General features: G+C 50.6%; 13 protein-coding genes. All 13 read left to right on the top strand.

Translation table 11 applies throughout. The features are described from left to right. Positions 1-18 precede the first annotated feature (18 nt). The 13 genes from ELK40_RS12330 (at position 19) to ELK40_RS12270 (ending at position 13,812) form a co-directional block, all read left to right on the top strand. Entirely contained in the window at positions 19-330 is a 312-nt protein-coding gene (locus tag ELK40_RS12330; protein WP_127731130.1) for a phage tail assembly chaperone, read from the top strand. Further along, positions 327-641 carry a DUF1799 domain-containing protein gene (locus tag ELK40_RS12325; protein ID WP_127731128.1) on the top strand — a complete coding sequence of 105 codons (315 nt, stop codon included), beginning with the start codon at positions 327-329 and terminating at the stop codon, positions 639-641. The genes ELK40_RS12330 and ELK40_RS12325 overlap by 4 nt, the downstream gene beginning before the upstream one ends. After that, complete coding sequence (locus ELK40_RS12320; protein WP_127731126.1) at positions 638-3,550, top strand: phage tail tape measure protein; 2,913 nt, start codon at positions 638-640, stop codon at positions 3,548-3,550. The genes ELK40_RS12325 and ELK40_RS12320 overlap by 4 nt, the downstream gene beginning before the upstream one ends. A 75-nt stretch (positions 3,551-3,625) precedes the next feature. Then, the gene (locus tag ELK40_RS12315) at positions 3,626-4,429 is read left to right on the top strand and encodes a DUF6694 family lipoprotein (protein ID WP_059357639.1); all 804 of its coding nucleotides are present in this window, start codon (positions 3,626-3,628) and stop codon (positions 4,427-4,429) included. Between the two features lie 54 nt (positions 4,430-4,483). Continuing rightward, on the top strand, positions 4,484-4,831 hold the full coding sequence (locus tag ELK40_RS12310) for a phage tail protein (protein ID WP_127731124.1): 348 nt from the start codon (positions 4,484-4,486) through the stop codon (positions 4,829-4,831). Next, complete coding sequence (locus ELK40_RS12305) at positions 4,828-5,583, top strand: phage minor tail protein L (RefSeq protein WP_127731122.1); 756 nt, start codon at positions 4,828-4,830, stop codon at positions 5,581-5,583. The genes ELK40_RS12310 and ELK40_RS12305 overlap by 4 nt, the downstream gene beginning before the upstream one ends. Position 5,584: 1 nt before the next feature. Beyond that, entirely contained in the window at positions 5,585-6,307 is a 723-nt protein-coding gene (locus ELK40_RS12300) for a C40 family peptidase (RefSeq protein ID WP_127731120.1), read from the top strand. Continuing rightward, complete coding sequence (locus ELK40_RS12295; protein ID WP_087822681.1) at positions 6,307-6,897, top strand: tail assembly protein; 591 nt, start codon at positions 6,307-6,309, stop codon at positions 6,895-6,897. Before ELK40_RS12300 ends, ELK40_RS12295 begins: the two co-directional genes overlap by 1 nt. A gap of 53 nt (positions 6,898-6,950) precedes the next feature. After that, positions 6,951-7,667, top strand: a complete 717-nt coding sequence (locus ELK40_RS12290) for a YnfC family lipoprotein (protein ID WP_087822680.1) — start codon at positions 6,951-6,953, stop codon at positions 7,665-7,667. 53 nt (positions 7,668-7,720) lie between these two features. Then, positions 7,721-10,939 carry a DUF1983 domain-containing protein gene (locus ELK40_RS12285; RefSeq protein WP_127731118.1) on the top strand — a complete coding sequence of 1,073 codons (3,219 nt, stop codon included), beginning with the start codon at positions 7,721-7,723 and terminating at the stop codon, positions 10,937-10,939. A gap of 2 nt (positions 10,940-10,941) precedes the next feature. Next, positions 10,942-11,895: a DUF6453 family protein gene (locus ELK40_RS12280; RefSeq protein WP_127731116.1), complete on the top strand. Its 954-nt coding sequence runs from the start codon at positions 10,942-10,944 to the stop codon at positions 11,893-11,895. 45 nt (positions 11,896-11,940) lie between these two features. Beyond that, positions 11,941-13,173, top strand: coding sequence for a tail fiber domain-containing protein (locus tag ELK40_RS12275; RefSeq protein WP_127731114.1), 1,233 nt, complete (start codon positions 11,941-11,943; stop codon positions 13,171-13,173). 219 nt (positions 13,174-13,392) lie between these two features. Continuing rightward, on the top strand, positions 13,393-13,812 hold the full coding sequence (locus ELK40_RS12270) for a translesion error-prone DNA polymerase V autoproteolytic subunit (protein WP_045336357.1): 420 nt from the start codon (positions 13,393-13,395) through the stop codon (positions 13,810-13,812).

Genomic DNA, 13,812 nt, shown 5'->3' with positions numbered 1-13,812 from the left:
TTTCGTTAAGAGGTATCGATGGCGACCAAATTCACCCTTCAGCCCAAACCTACATTCAAGGCCAATGTCTCGATCCCCCGCGCTGGCGATGAGGATGGCGTGCTGACGTTCACGTTCAACCACAAGCCACTTAAAGAACTGGCTGACCTCGAAAAACTCGAAGGTAAAACCGCCACTGATTTTCTGATGGAAATCATTGCTGGCTGGGCACTTCCCGACGCATTCAACGTGGAAAACCTGTCGGTGCTGCTGGAAAACTATCCGGCGGCAATCAAGGCAATCCCGGAAACCTACTACCGCGAGCTGATGGGGCAGCGTGAAAAAAACTGATAGCGGTTGCCTCTGCGTTCTATACGCCTGAGCCCACAGCGGCAGACCTGGCGCCTTACGGGCTTACGCCGGATGACTATGACGATAATATCGTAGATGTCTGGCCCGATATCTGGCCTTCATTCCTGGTGTTTCGGGCTGTTAGCACGCAATGGCGAACGGGAATGGGCGGCACGTCCGGGCTCGACTATAACGTTTTGCCCTGGGTGATGCGTCTGCACAACGTCGACGACGAGGCAACCGCGCTTTCGGATATCCGGGTGATGGAAAGTGCTGCGCTAAAAATTATGCATAAAGAGAGAGCGGAATGAGTAACGACATCGCCACTATTTCCCTGCGTGTAAATACCAGTGAGCTGGAGCGTGGTAACCAGGCATTGGATCGCTTTCAGGAGACCGCGTCCGCTGCGGCAGGTAAAGCGGATGACCTGAATAGTACGTTCCGCACCGGTATCGATAACCAGAAGAAAAACAGCGAAAGCCTCAAGCAACAGCGGCAGGAACTGCAGAACCTACTGAATAAAATCAGCCCCGTAAACAAGGCGCTGGATGAACTGGACACGATCCAGGAGAGCCTGGCGAAGTTTCGCGGCAAAGGGCTGGTAGGGGATGAAGACTTTACTCGCTACAACAGCGTGCTTGAGACGACCCGAGCTAAACTGGCGCAGGTCATGGAGTCTGAGACCGCAGAGGGGCGGGCTCGCATTGAACAGGCACAGGCAGCGCAGCGCGCAGCTGCAGCGGGCAAAACCTTTATCGATTCGCTGGAAGAGCAGGTCACAGCAATCGGGAAAACGCGCGCAGAACTGTTTGAGCTAAAAGCAGCCCAACTTGGCGTGTCCGATCGTGCTGCACCGATGATCGCCCGACTGAAAGAGCAGGAAGAAGCGTGGAAGTCAGGAGCGATCAGCGCGGGGCAATACCACAACGCGATGCGTTATCTTCCAATGCAAATGACCGACATCGTAACTTCATTAGCGTCCGGTATGCCGGTTTATATGGTAGCCATTCAGCAGGGCGGCCAGCTGCGCGATTCGTTTGGCGGTGTAGGCAATGCTCTGAAAGCGATGTTGTCGATGGTGACTCCTGCCCGAGTGGCCATTGGTGGTCTGGCAGGTGCTGTTCTGATTGCTGCAAAAGCGGGAGCGGACTACTTCACAGCCTACGACGAAATTAACAAGGCCATTATCAGGACAGGCAATATTGCTGGCACTACAGCGCTCCAGGTTATGGCTTCCTCTCAGTCGATTGCTGCCTCTACTGGCGCTACTGTAGAAACCATTCAGAGTCTGATGACTGAACTGATTAGCATGGGTTCGCTCACACAGCAGCAGCTTGAAAAAGCGGCGAGCTCTACTGCACTTGCAGTTCAAACCGGTATTGTTTCGGCGCAGGACATCATCAAGGCCTATCAGGATATTGAAAAGGATCCGGTTAGAGCCCTCCAGAGTCTAAACGAACAATACAACTTCCTGACTGTTTCGCAGCTTAAGCATATTGATGAGCTGGTGAAACAGAAGGACCAGACCGCGGCCGTTACACAGGCTATGGACCTGTTTGGTGATACGATGGCAGAACGCGGAGAACAGGCTTATGACTCGCTGACACCGTTTGGTCGCCTGTGGCTGGATATCAAAGACTGGGCGTCTGAGGCCATGCAGAATATCGGTCAGTGGGTAGCTGAGCTGGCATCAAACACACTGAAGGAATTCAACGCAATTTATTACAGCGTTGCGATAGTTTTCCAGAAACTGAACCAGATCATTTCTTCCTCTATCGCTGCTGCGATTAATCTCATTCCTGACTGGGCGAAAACGGATACTTTGCAGGGATGGCAGGACTACAACGAACAAATGGCCGGCGCTTATGGCGACAGCGTCTCTCAGCTGAAAAAAGACTGGGATGCCGCTGATATCAGTGCAGGTAAATACCTCGATACGACCAGAAAGATAAGTACCGCAACCACCCAGAAGGATCGTGAAGGAGTCGCTTCTTTTGGTAAAAAGACGCAAACCGGAAAGCAGGGCACTTTATCGGCTGGCGATCGCAGCACGGATGCTGCCCAGGCCGAGCTGCTGGCGCTTCAGGCACAGTTACGCGCGCTGCAGCAGCATAAAGGGCTGAACGACACTATCAGCCAACAGCGCAAAGACCTTTGGACTACGGAAGCGAAATTTCAGGTGCTGGAAGAGGCCTCCCGATCTCGCTCGCTGACAAAGCAGGAGCAATCTCTGCTCGCGAGTAAAGACCAGGTGCTGCAGTTAGCGCGGCAGAAAGCCCTGTTGGGTGATCAGATTTCCGCGCAGGAACTGCTGAACAAGCGCATGGATACCTCGCAGAAATACGTCACGCAGATGGCTGAGAAACAGGCCGCATTACTGGGTGGCGCGGGGATGAGTGACCGCCAGGCGCAGCGAGAGCTGGCAAAAAGTCAGCTCGCCGCCGGCTGGAAAAATACTGGTGGTTCGCTGGATGAAGAGGGATATCAGAAACAGCTTAAGGCAGCTAATGATTACTATGATGCTGAAGATCAGCTGCGGGGTGACTGGCTGACAGGCGCGAAAAAGGGCTGGGCGGAGTTTGAAGACAGCGCGACAAATGTTTACTCCCAGGTGCAGACGGTTACCAGCAACGCGTTCACCGGCATGGCCAGCACCCTGACTGATTTCTTCACCACAGGTAAATCTAACTTCTCAGATTTCCTTTCTACTTTCCTCAAGGGCATCGCCCAGATGCTGACGCAACTGGCTTTAGTTAATGGAATGAAGTCAGCGTTTGGTGGAACCGGTATCGGCGCGTTCTTTGGTTTTTCAGGTGGTGGATTGGTCCCTGGTTTTGATGGAGGCGGCTACACGGGAGATGGCGGTAAATACCAACCGAAAGGCGTTGTACACGGCGGTGAGTTTGTGTTTACGAAGGAAGCGACCCGTGCACTGGGTGTCGGCAATCTGTATGCGCTTATGCGTGGAGCTCAGGGGTATGCAAACGGCGGTTATGTTGGCCGCGCCCCGATGTATGGGCTGCAATCTTCGGCAACTGGCGGCGTAACCGTTCAAACGTCCGTGATCGTTCATAACCAGAACACTCAGCAGCAGGCTTCTGGTGACAGTGACGCTATTTCTCGGGCTTACAAGCAGACCATTGATCAGTCAGTACGCGCAGGTATAGCCAAACAGCTCCAGCCTGGAGGTCTCATCTGGAATGCAACGAAATCAAGATAAGGTACCTCCGAAGATTTTGCCGTTATGCCAATTCCTGATAGGATTAATCTCAATTTTTACTGATGGAATAGGGACATGAAAAAAATTGTAGGTGTGTTATTTCTTTCCTTCTTATTAGCCGGGTGCGATAAACCTAAAATTGACTCATCAACTGATGACGCAATGAAATCATCTATAGCCAAGGTCAGAGAATCTCTGCCGGAAAATAAACGGGAGGAATTTGATAGCGCTTTAAAGGTCGTAGCGTTCAGTAACATTAATATGGCTGACCTAATGCGAGCATCGTCAGAAAGTGACAAAGAAGATCTAAGCAAGAAGATGCGCGAGCCGCTGTCTGGCAAAACTGGCGAGGAAATCATCTCTTATGCTCAGCAAGTCACTGCCGAGAGGGAACTTAAGCAGAAAGAGCAGGCAATTCAGGAAATCAAAGAGCTTGAACAGAAAAAAGCTGACTCTGAGAAGGCCAAAGAAGAACTCAAAAAAGTACAGGTTCTATCATCTCGATTTAGCCTGGAACCTGAAGAGTATGGGAAGCCACAACCTATTATTCGCCTTGTTGTGAAAAACAATACTGATAAAGCTATTTCCCGTGTGTACTTCAATGGAGTGATAGCCAGCGATGGACGTTCAGTTCCATGGCTGGAAAAAGATTTTAACTACGAAATTGCTGGCGGGCTTGAACCGGGGGAAGAAGCTACTTGGGCATTGGCTCCGAATAAGTTTTCTGAATGGGGGCAGGTTGATGCTCCAGCTGATGCGGTCTTCACAGTTACAGTAACGAGAGTAAATGGTGCAAATAAAGAAGCGATGTTTGATGCTTCTGGCTTTACAGAGCAAGAAAACAGCAGGCTTGAAGATTTAAAGAAAAGATACCTTTGAGCTGAAGTATCTACTTAACCCGCTTCGGCGGGTTTTTTTATGCCCGGGGGAAACATGGCGATCGAAATATTTAACTGGCGAACCCAGATTCAGGCGGGCATGGAAGGGGAGTTCACTTACGCAACACGCTCTGCATCCTTTGGCGACGGCTTTGAACAGATCGCCGGTGAAGGGATCAATCCTGAAAAACAGTCATGGCCGATGACCTTAACGGGAAAAAAAGCAGAGATGCTCGATGCGCTGAGTTTTTGCCGCAAGCACATCACAAAATCCTTTATCTGGACGTCTCCTGTTGGCGAAACCGGTTTATACCGGATTGAAGCTGATTCCATTAAAGCCCAGCCGCTATCCAGCAAAGTGATGACCATAAAAGCAAGCTTCAAACAGGCATACGCACCATGATTACTGAAGATTATCAACGCCTCGAACCTGGTGAAAAAATACGTCTTCTTGAGGTAGACGGTTCTGTGTTTGGTCTGGACGACGTTCTGCGCTTTCACGCTTATAACCTCCCGCATACTGAAGAAGAAATTTCGGCTGCTGGTGGCGACGAATCAAAGTTAAAGGCGAAGAGTATCTGGTGGCAGGGCGAAGAGTATGGTGCCTGGCCATATAAGCTCGAGGGACTGGAAGCGTCAACCGATGGCAGTAGCGCCCAGCCGACGCTCACCGTTGCCAACATTGACAGCTCTATCACTGCGCTCTGTCTGGCCTATGACGATATGCTGCAGGCCAAAGTTACGATTCATGACACTTTTGCGCATTACCTTGATGCGCGCAATTTCCCGGATGGAAATCCAACAGCAGATCCCTTGCAGGTGAGAAAGCGGGTTTTCTATATCGACGGTAAAAATAGCGAACTGCCTGGTGAAAGTATCGAGTTTGTTCTTACCAGCCCGATGGATCTGCAGGGGTTGATGATCCCGACCAGACAGTTGCATTCCCTTTGCACATGGTGCATCCGGAACAAGTACCGCACCGGCGATGGGTGTGATTATGCCGGCACGCTTTACTTCGACAAAAACAACAATCCGGTAAGCGATCCCTCATTGGATGAATGCAACGGCACGCTCACCGCCTGCAAGCTTCGGTTTGGTGAACACAATGAACTTCCTTTCGGTGGTTTTCCGGGAACATCTTTGATCAGGAGTTAACATGCGTCAGAAAACAATTCAGGACATCCTGGCGCATGCTGCGAAAGAATATCCCCGCGAATGTTGTGGCGTGATAGCGCAGAAAAGCCGGGTTGAACGCTATTTCCCATGCCGTAACCTGGCTGCCGAACCAACGGAACAGTTTCACCTTTCGCCAGAGGACTACGCTGCTGCTGAAGACTGGGGGACGATAACGGGAATCGTACATAGTCACCCTGACGCGACAACCCAACCAAGCGAACTGGACAAGGCTCAATGCGATGCAACGTTGCTGCCCTGGCATATTGTCAGTTGGCCGGAAGGAGACTTTCGTACCATTACTCCCCGCGGAGAATTGCCGCTGCTCGGGCGAACGTTTGTGCTCGGACATTACGACTGTTGGGGGCTGGTGATGAGCTATTTCCGGCAGGAGCATGATGTCGAACTTCAGGATTACCGTGTTGATTATCCGTGGTGGGAGGACTCCTATCCGGATAATTTCTATCAGGATTGCTGGTACGAATGTGGGTTCCGAGAATTCAGTGGATCACCAATGCCGGGCGATTTGATCATCATGCAGGTGGAATCGAATAAGTGGAACCATTCAGGGATCTTGCTGGAGGGGAACATGCTTCTCCATCATCTTTATGGTCACCTCAGTCAACGTGTGCCATATGGAGGTTACTGGATGGAGAGAACCATGAAAATTGTCAGGCATAAAAGCCTAATCATGCAGGAGGGATAATGTGCGAATCCGTCCGTACTGTTCGTCTATATGGTGTTTTGGGTACTACGTTTGGCCGCGAATTCCAACTTTCGGTAGCCTCACCAAAAGAAGCCATCCGCGCATTGTGCGTTATCGTGCCAGGCTTTGAGCGTTTTTTGAATACCAGCAAGCAGCGCGGCCTAACCTACGCTGTTTTCAGCGGTAAGCGTAACCTGAACGATGATGAGCTCTCTATGGATCAGAGTACAGCTGACATCCGTATTGCGCCGGTTATCCTCGGGAGTAAACGTGGTGGAGTATTCCAGACCATCTTAGGCGTGGCTTTGGTCGCAGTTGGTGCTGTGGCGTCATACTTTGGCGGTGGTGCTGTCGGCGTTCCTCTAATGCAATTTGGCGCTGCGATGGCCCTTGGCGGTGTCGTTCAAATGCTTTCTCCACAGACAACAGGACTAGCCAGCAAGCAATCGGCAGACAATAAGGCCAGCTACGCATTTGGTGGAGTAACCAATACGACAGCCCAGGGTAATCCTGTGCCGCTCCTTTACGGCAAACGCCGCATCGGTGGAGCGATCATCTCCGCCGGTATCTATGTTGAAGATCAGCAGTAAGCATGCTGTAATGGGCTTACTTAATTTGGGGTAACCTGAGCTTAGATTCAAAAATGAAAAAAATATCTACTCTTTTCCTTTGTACTTCCTTATTTTCAGGCATGGCTTTAGCTGATAACCATTACATACCTCTCCTCTATAATTTATCTACTATGTTTGATTTCAATCCAGTTAAAGGAGCTGTCAAATCATTAGATACTGATGTTGAAGAAAATGGTAAGGTCACTTATAAAATTGCCATCAGACTAGCTAAGAATGGTTGTGTCGAAAGCTTAGATCTTGATAACGTTTCGTCTGGTCATGAAACAAATCTAAAAAATAGCAATGGAAGTCTTGTTGGCCAGAGAGATGGTAAGCCTTTCTCTATACAGCTCGATGAAAAATGTAATATTTTGAGTAAAAATGAAAATGGTGACGAGTTGCGATATAGTCTTTACTCGAATGGCTTAATTAAAAATACCTATTATTTAGGTAAGAAAATATCTGAGCATTTTTATGATGATAATTCTAATTTGATACGTTCTGAGTTTTATGGTTCTGGAAAGGTCCTCTCTAAAAACGAAATATCTTATGTTGATAAAGACAGGAAGCCTCTTGATTATAAAATTATAAACACATCAGTTTACTCGGACGGTTATACAGCAACGAATACTTGTCATTATAGCGAAAAGCTTGTTCCTGAAATATGTAAAGTAACAATGCAGAGCGCAGGGAATCCTGTGCCGAAGCCAGTACTAATGACAGCGAATACGAAAGTTGAATTCTACTAGATTAAACACATTTCAATAAGCCACCTCTGGGTGGCTTTTTTTATGGGCGCAATATGGCTATAGCAACTGCTATTAAAGGCCGCAAGGGCGGCAGTTCAAGCTCAAGAACTCCTACAGAACAGCCAGACGATCTGCAGTCAGTAGCCAAGGCAAAAATCCTTCTCGCGCTGGGAGAGGGGGAGTTTGCTGGTGGCCTTACTGCGCGCGATATTTATCTCGATGGCACCGCACTTGAGAACGCAGATGGTTCACAGAACTTCAGCGGTGTGGCGTGGGAGTTTCGTTCTGGAACTCAGGCGCAAAAATACATTCAAGGGATCCCGGGTACCGAAAATGAAATCAATGTAGGTTCCGAAGTTTCCAGCTCTATAGCGTGGACGCGCACGTTCACCAACACGCAGCTTTCAGCTGTTCGCCTGCGTCTAAAATGGCCTTCTCTCTTCAAACAGGAGGATGATGGCGATCTGGTTGGCTATTCGGTCAACTACGCAATTGACCTGCAGACAGATGGCGGTACCTGGCAGACGGTGCTAAATACCAGCGTGACCGGGAAAACCACCTCGGGCTATGAACGCAGCCACCGTATTGATTTACCTCAGGCGGGCAGCACCTGGACCATCAGGCTGCGCAAGATTACAGCCGATGCCAATAGCGCGAAGATTGGCGACACGATGACGCTGCAAAGCTTTACGGAAGTAATCGACGCGAAACTGCGTTATCCGAATACCGCGCTTCTGTACATCGAATTTAACTCGAGCCAGTTCAATGGCTCAATTCCGCAAATTTCCTGCGAGCCCCGCGGGCGTGTTATTCGTGTGCCCAATAACTATGACCCCGAAACACGAACGTACAGCGGCATCTGGACGGGCGCTTTTAAGTGGGCATGGACAGATAACCCTGCGTGGATATTTTACGATCTGGTGGTCACTGACCGCTTCGGCCTTGGTAATCGGCTAACGGCAGCCAATATCGACAAATGGACGCTTTATCAGGTCGCTCAATATTGTGATCAACCGGTACCGGATGGTAAGGGTGGTAGCGGAACTGAACCTCGTTACACCTGCAACGTATACATTCAGGATCGAAATGACGCTTACACCGTCCTGCGTGACTTCGCCGCCATTTTTCGAGGCATGACCTACTGGGGAGACGATCAGATTGTTGCCCTTGCGGACATGCCCAGAGATGTCGATTTTACCTACACGCATGCTAACGTTGTCGACGGCAAATTCGTATATTCCAGCAGCACAACCAAAAGTCGCTACACAAACGCTCTTGTATCCTGGTCTGATCCGGCAAATGGCTATGCTGATGCAATGGAGCCCGTCTTCGAGCAGGCGCTGGTGGCGCGCTATGGTTTCAACCAGCTTGAGATCACCGCCATCGGGTGCACCCGACAGTCTGAGGCAAACAGGAAAGGGCGCTGGGGGATCCTGACCAACAATAAAGACAGGGTTGTAACGTTTGACGTTGGTCTGGACGGCAATATTCCTCAGCCGGGCTACATAATTGCTGTTTCTGACCGAAATCTTTCAGGGAGAGATTTAGGTGGTCGATTATCCGCGGTTAATGGTCGTGTACTCAAACTTGACCGGGTGCCAAGTGCTAAGGCCGGTGACAGGATAATGGTAAACCTGCCATCGGGCATTACCCAATCCCGGACGATTCAGTCCCTGTCCGGCGAAATGGTTACCGTGACAACTGCCTTTAGTGAACATCCGCAGGCTGAGTCTGTATGGGTTATTGAATCTGATGAACTCTATGCGCAGCAGTACAGGGTAATTAGTGTCACCGATAACAATGACGGGACATATACCATCACGGGGGCAAATCACGATCCGGATAAATATGCCCGTATCGATACAGGTGCCGTTATAGATCAGCGGCCGGTAAGTGTCATCCCTCCAAGTAATCAGTCGCCGCCAGTCAACATCGCGATCAGCTCGTTTTCGGTGATTCAGCAAAATATCAGCGTCGAAACCATGCGCGTAAGCTGGGACCAGGCACAAAATGCCATCGCCTATGAGGCGCAGTGGCGCCGCAACGACGGGAACTGGGTTAACGTGCCTCGCAGCTCAACCACTACCTTTGACGTTTCCGGCATCTACGCCGGACGGTACCTGGTGCGCGTGCGAGCTATCAACGCAGCGGAAATTTCTTCCGGGTGGGGATATTCAGAAGAGAAGACGTTGACCGGCAAAGTGGGCAATCCGCCCAAGCCAGTGGGCTTTATGGCTACGGCCATCAACTGGGGTATTCGTCTGAACTGGGGGTTCCCGGGAAACACCGGCGATACCCTCAAAACAGAAATCCAGTACACGGCCAACAGCGACTTTTCCGATCCGTTGCTGCTATCGGACGTACCTTATCCATCTGCTGAATATACCCAGCTCGGGCTGAAAGCCGGGCAGGAATTCTGGTATCGCGCGCAGCTGGTTGACAGAACGGGTAACGAGTCCGGCTATACCGACTGGATCAGGGGAATGTCTAACGATAATGCTGATGATTATCTGGGTGAAATCGCAGACGATTTCCTTAACTCGGCCGACGGCGACCGCTTGACCAGCGATATTGATACCAATCTTGAAGCTGCAATGCAGAACGCGCTGGCCAACCACGGAACAGTTGAACATCAATGGGCGCAATACGGAGAGGTACGCGCCGATATCCTGGTTGTGAAAACGACTATTGCTGAGGTGGATAGGGCAATGGCCGAAATGTCGACACAGGTGCAGGCGCAGATAGAGGACGTAACTGCAGCACTGGAGGACAAGCTTACTGCCGTCGTCGATGCCTCCGGCGCTTCGGCAATATACACCCTTAAAGCAGGCGTGAGGGTAAATGGCATCATGTATAACGCCGGGATGTCGATTGCAGTTCTGGCGCAGGCAGGGCAGCCGATTGTTACCCGTGTCGGTTTCAACGCTAACCAGTTTGTGCTGATGAGTGGCAGTGGTGATACCCAGTATTCACCGTTCGCGGTTGTAAATGGCCAGGTATTTATCAGCTCAGCGTTTATTCAGGATGGAACGATCACCAATGGCAAAATCGGTAACTACATCCGTTCGAACGATTTTCAGTCTGGTGTTCAAGGATGGAATATTCCAAAAGACGGTTCTCCGGAATTCAACAGCGGTACTTTCCGTGGCTCGCTGTATGCAGCCAGCGGCAACTTCGCGTTCACCGGTAACGGTAACGGCGTCACCATTGACGGGAAGGGAGTAAAAGTCGACCTCGGCGGCGGTAACCTGATTGTTCTTGGAGAGTGGTAACTATGCCAAAGGGTTTACGTATTACCTATGCGGACGGTGGCCCGGCAATGGAAATAACTGCCGGGCTCCGCTGCCCTTCGTTTTGCCAGAACGTCAGCGAAGCATGGGATGTTAATCAGTACACGATTAATCAGCGCGTGGATGGTAGCCAGATCGTCGTTATCCCGCGTAATACCGTTTACAAACTTAACAGGGGTACAAACCTCATTCCCACGATCGGCATGCTGGATGGATTTACCGTATCAGGTAACACCATCACCATGAATACCTGGTGGAGTGATAACTGGGGGCGCGCAAAAACCTTTGACGCGTCTATCTGGCAAATACTTCCTGCCTCGTCCGGGAGAGGGCTGCTGATTCAGGACAGCACGGATTTCCTCTCAATCACTGATGCCACGATGTCGGGCTACTGCGTCTGGCGCGGCACTGTCACCTTCACCGGGAGCTGGGCGACGCCGACGACAAATATCTCACGCGACCGCTATATGGTGTTTGCAAAATGGAGTGCTGATAACGTCACCATCGAATTTGACGGCTCGAATATTATTGCGACAATCGACCATGCTGGTCTCGATCAGGATGCGACCGTTACCATGCAGATCGCTATTTTTGCCAGTGGCGAAAGCCCAACCCCGGGAAGAGGCCTGAATATCATAAAGGGTGGTGTCTGCGTGTTTTCCACCACGCGCCGGCCGTTTGTCTACCGGAACCAGACCTATGCTCCGTCATGGGGGAATACAGACATTGGGGATCGTATGATCCTGCTTGGCCGCTATGGTTATAACAGTGAGGTCTACACCGGCTGGGACTACCTGAAATGGGCTGGACTGATCCGCAGCGGCAATCTGGTGCGCGCGGGGAGGGGAAGAAATGCCGCTTCATGGACATCGCAATACAGTGTGGTAGGGCGACGGCTGACAAGCCTCTCTATCCCCATCATTGATGCAATTTACTGACAACCCGCTTCGGCGGGTTTTTTTATCTGAATTCAGGAGTCCACTATGTCAGCAGGAACCATAACCCTGACAAACGGGTCCGCTATTGTTGGCGGTTCCGGAACTGTTTTCACAACTGAGCTTTCTGCGGGGGACTTCATTGTCTCAACTGTGGGCGGTGTGCCTTATACGCTGCCGGTGAAATCAGTCGAGAGTAATACCCAACTGACCCTGGTCAGTAACTTTACCGGGCCGACACAATCCGGAGCGGCCTGGTCAGCGGTTCCCCGCGTGGCGCTGAACATGGTCACTGCTGCACTGGTGGCGCAAAGTGCTGAAGCGCTACGAGGACTGAATTACGACAAACAGAACTGGCAAAGCATTTTTTCCGGAACCGGAAATGTAACGGTAACTCTGCCGGATGGAACGACATGGACGGGTCCAGCCTGGAATAGCATTACCACATCCCTTTCAGGCAAGGCGGCAAAAGGTGCAAACCGCGACATCACCTCTCTCAGCGGACTTACGACAGCGCTATCTGTAGAACAGGGCGGTACCGGTTCGACAACGGTATCAGGCGCTCGCACAAACCTCGGTTTAGGAAACAGCTCCACCAGGGACGTTGGAACAGCAGCGGGAACCGTCGCCGCTGGGGATGATTCTCGGCTCGGCACGGTGCACGGAAAGAGCGGGGGAACGCTGACAACCCCATCACTTTTTACATCTGCATATTCGGCTAACGCGGGTAATAAAGTTGGAATGCAGTCATTTGACACTGGCACTGTTGGAGGTGTTATTGGAAGGGCTTCATTCCAGTATTTTAACGATGCCGGGTATATCGGTGCGAGGCGTGGTGGTAGCACGGCCATCCAGGACGTGGCTATTGGAATAGATAAAGCTAACGGTACATGGGTCACATGGCTTTTTTCTGATGGTGGTAACGCCACAGCCAGCAATGGTTCATGGATAAATAATTCCGATAAGCATATCAAAACGAATATTAAGCGAGTTGAAAACCCTCTCGATAAGATGCGTATGGTACGTGGGTGCACATGGGATCGACTGGACAATGCTCCACCGGGACAGGGTTTTATCGCACAGGAGCTGATGGAGGTAATGCCGACTGCGGTTTTTGAAGGCGGGGCTACTGAGCTTATGGATGGCACAATAGTGGAGAAGACATTAGCAGTCGATGTTGCTGGTGCGGCCGCAGCGCTTCACCACGAAGCCATCCTGGCACTAATGAATCAAGTTGAAGAATTAACGAAAAAGGTCGAGACGATGCGACAAGGAAACTGAAAAGTTTGCAACTCGTCGTTTGCAAAAACGTACTCTGGTCGACTTGATTCTGCTCACACAGAGCCATTATCGAAAAATTTACAAAAGAGATAATTCGAAACGAGTGAGAAACTTAGAAACGAAACGGCGAAGCTTTAAACAGTGACGATAGGGCCTGTAGCTTGCGGACACTTACAAATAAAACTACTGTATATAAAAACAGTTTTTGAGGTGTGCAACATGGAATTTATCAGGCCTGCAGAACTGCGAGAAATTATCACTCTCCCGCTTTTCAGTGACTTAGTACAATGTGGTTTCCCAAGCCCCGCGGCTGATTACGTGGAACAGCGCATCGATCTCAATGAGTTACTTGTTGCTCACCCGAGTTCCACATACTTCGTCAAAGCCGCGGGTGATTCAATGATCGAAGCCGGGATCAGCGACGGTGATCTGCTGGTGGTGGACAGCTCACGCACTGCTGAGCATGGTGACATTGTCATCGCCGCGGTGGAAGGGGAATTTACTGTTAAACGCCTGCAGTTACGCCCGACAGTCCAACTCATCCCAATGAATAGCGCCTACAGTCCGATTGTTGTAGGCAGCGAAGATACGCTGGACGTTTTCGGCGTTGTTACTTTCATCGTCAAATCGGCGAGCTGA

This window comes from Enterobacter sp. N18-03635, from assembly GCF_004006055.1.
GTDB classification, from domain to species: domain Bacteria; phylum Pseudomonadota; class Gammaproteobacteria; order Enterobacterales; family Enterobacteriaceae; genus Enterobacter; species Enterobacter vonholyi.
The sequence above is the reverse complement of the archived record's forward strand: the minus strand, read 5'-3'. Positions and strand labels throughout refer to the sequence as shown.

Bases quoted from the DNA above. Each gene is read 5' to 3' on its own strand.
- ELK40_RS12330 (WP_127731130.1), top strand. From the start codon at position 19: ATGGCGACCAAATTCACCCTTCAGCCCAAACCTACATTCAAGGCCAAT.
- ELK40_RS12320 (WP_127731126.1), top strand. From the start codon at position 638: ATGAGTAACGACATCGCCACTATTTCCCTGCGTGTAAATACCAGTGAG.
- ELK40_RS12315 (WP_059357639.1), top strand. From the start codon at position 3,626: ATGAAAAAAATTGTAGGTGTGTTATTTCTTTCCTTCTTATTAGCCGGG.
- ELK40_RS12310 (WP_127731124.1), top strand. From the start codon at position 4,484: ATGGCGATCGAAATATTTAACTGGCGAACCCAGATTCAGGCGGGCATG.
- ELK40_RS12305 (WP_127731122.1), top strand. From the start codon at position 4,828: ATGATTACTGAAGATTATCAACGCCTCGAACCTGGTGAAAAAATACGT.
- ELK40_RS12300 (WP_127731120.1), top strand. From the start codon at position 5,585: ATGCGTCAGAAAACAATTCAGGACATCCTGGCGCATGCTGCGAAAGAA.
- ELK40_RS12295 (WP_087822681.1), top strand. From the start codon at position 6,307: ATGTGCGAATCCGTCCGTACTGTTCGTCTATATGGTGTTTTGGGTACT.
- ELK40_RS12290 (WP_087822680.1), top strand. From the start codon at position 6,951: ATGAAAAAAATATCTACTCTTTTCCTTTGTACTTCCTTATTTTCAGGC.
- ELK40_RS12285 (WP_127731118.1), top strand. From the start codon at position 7,721: ATGGCTATAGCAACTGCTATTAAAGGCCGCAAGGGCGGCAGTTCAAGC.
- ELK40_RS12280 (WP_127731116.1), top strand. From the start codon at position 10,942: ATGCCAAAGGGTTTACGTATTACCTATGCGGACGGTGGCCCGGCAATG.
- ELK40_RS12275 (WP_127731114.1), top strand. From the start codon at position 11,941: ATGTCAGCAGGAACCATAACCCTGACAAACGGGTCCGCTATTGTTGGC.
- ELK40_RS12270 (WP_045336357.1), top strand. From the start codon at position 13,393: ATGGAATTTATCAGGCCTGCAGAACTGCGAGAAATTATCACTCTCCCG.